Consider the following 1,970-nt stretch of genomic DNA (forward strand, 5'->3'; position numbering starts at 1 on the left):
CCTCTCTTCTTTCCTTGACATCCACCCGGCGCCGGCTCCTTCAGTCGCACGGGCGCGAACTCAGGAGACTGGCGGCAACAAAGCCACCCCTGGCTTCGACCAGGATGAAACCAACCCCTACGTCGGGGCGGAATCTTGGAGCCCGGTCAGCGCAACACCGATCAACCCTTTGTTTTCGATGTGGAGAACGCCATGCAACTCGCTTCCTCTTTCCGTTACGGCTCCCCAATGCTCCGCTCCGACTCCCCCTTGTCGGATGACCAGATCCGTCGCGTCGCCCCTTCCATCTTCGCGGACGGCAAGCACGAAAGCCGCTCGGAGCGCTACACCTATATCCCCACCATCGACGTGCTGCGTGGCCTGCGCAATGAAGGCTTCCAGCCCTTCATGGTCTGCCAGACCCGCGTGCGCGATCAGGACAAGCGGGAATTCACCAAACACCTGATCCGCATGCGCCCCGCGAGCGAGATTAACGGTGAGGACGTCAACGAAATCATCCTGCTCAATTCGCACGATGGAACAAGCTCTTATCAAATGCTGGGAGGCGTCTACAGGTTTGTTTGCCAGAACGGCATGGTCGCGGGCGAAACCGTTGGCGAGGTGCGTGTGCCCCACAAAGGCAATATCGTGCAGAACGTCATCAACGGCGCGTTCGACGTGCTCGACGGCTTCGACCTGATCCGCGAACAGAAGGAGGGCATGCAGACCGTGACGCTCAACCGTGACGAACAGCACGCGTTTGCCCGATCCGCGCTCGCGCTGCGCTACGACCCGACCGACGCCGACGTGCCCGCTCCGATCACCGAAAGCCAGCTTCTGAACGTGCGCCGCTTCGAGGATCGCCGCGACGACCTCTGGGTCGTTTTTAACCGAATTCAGGAAAACATGACCAAGGGCGGTCTGCATGGGCGCTCTCGCAGCGGGCGCGCCATGTCCACCCGTCCCGTCACCGGCATCGACCAAAACGTGAAACTGAACCGCGCGCTCTGGATGCTCGCGGACGCCATGCGCCAGATGAAGGCGTAAGCACCGCACGGGCGGCAGCCCATCGCCGCCCGATCGCGCCTTGTACCGTCAGGACTCCTATCCGAGTCAAGCCCTGACGGTATCCCGCAGCACCCTGACCCGGCACTTTCCATTTTACGGAGTCAATCATGCAAGCCCATGAAGTCGAAACCACCGCCGAAATCGTAGCAGCCACGGCGGATACTACCGACGCCACGACCCTGCTCGAAACCACCGTTGGCAACGAGCAGCCGGTCGTGACGGTACCGTATTCCAGCGTACGCCCCTCGCCGCACAATGCCCGGACGAAACCGCTCACGGGTATTCCAGCCCTTGCAGTCAGCATCCGCGCCAAGGGCCTGCTGCAGAACCTCGTCGTCCACGAAATGAAGCGGACGCGCGGCAAGCAACGCAAATACGGCGTCTGCGCGGGCCAGCGCCGCGAGGCCGCGCTCGATCTGCTGTTCGAGCAAAAGCACATCACCGCAGACTATCCGGTGCCGGTGCGGATCGTCAGCGAAGGCGAAGCCCTCGCCCTTTCGCTGATCGAGAACAGCGAACGCGAAGGACTCGACCCGTTCGACGTGCTGCGCGCCTACCGGATGCTGGCCGAGGAAGGTCGCAGCGTCGATTACATCGCCGCGCTTTTCTCGGCCGCGCCGGTCACGGTCAAACGTCGCATGAAGCTCGCCAGCGTTTCCCCGAAGCTGCTCGCCTTGCTGCGCGAGGATGCGATCACGCTTGACCAGCTTGCGGCACTCGCCCTCGCGGACGACCACAAAACGCAGGAGCACATCTGGTTCGATGCGAACGAATGGCAACGCCAGCCCAACTATCTGCGGCAGGCGATTACGCGCACCGAGATCGACGCGAGCCGCAGCCGCCTTGTCCGCTTCGTTGGTCTCGCCGCCTACGAGGGAGCGGGCGGATACGTTCGTCGTGATCTCTTCAGCGACGACGAAAAC

At 62.4% G+C, this 1,970-nt stretch carries 2 protein-coding genes; both read left to right on the top strand.

All coding sequences use genetic code 11. The features are described 5' to 3' along the window. Window positions 1-192 precede the first annotated feature (192 nt). Entirely contained in the window at window positions 193-1,026 is an 834-nt protein-coding gene (locus tag M0954_RS29015; RefSeq protein WP_297356924.1) for a DUF932 domain-containing protein, read from the top strand. Window positions 1,027-1,154: 128 nt separating this feature from the next. Next, the coding region (locus tag M0954_RS29020; protein ID WP_297356925.1) for a ParB/RepB/Spo0J family partition protein at window positions 1,155-1,970 on the top strand (816 nt) is incomplete at its 3' end.

The sequence above is a fragment of the Paraburkholderia sp. genome (assembly GCF_026225065.1).
Taxonomy (GTDB): domain Bacteria; phylum Pseudomonadota; class Gammaproteobacteria; order Burkholderiales; family Burkholderiaceae; genus Paraburkholderia.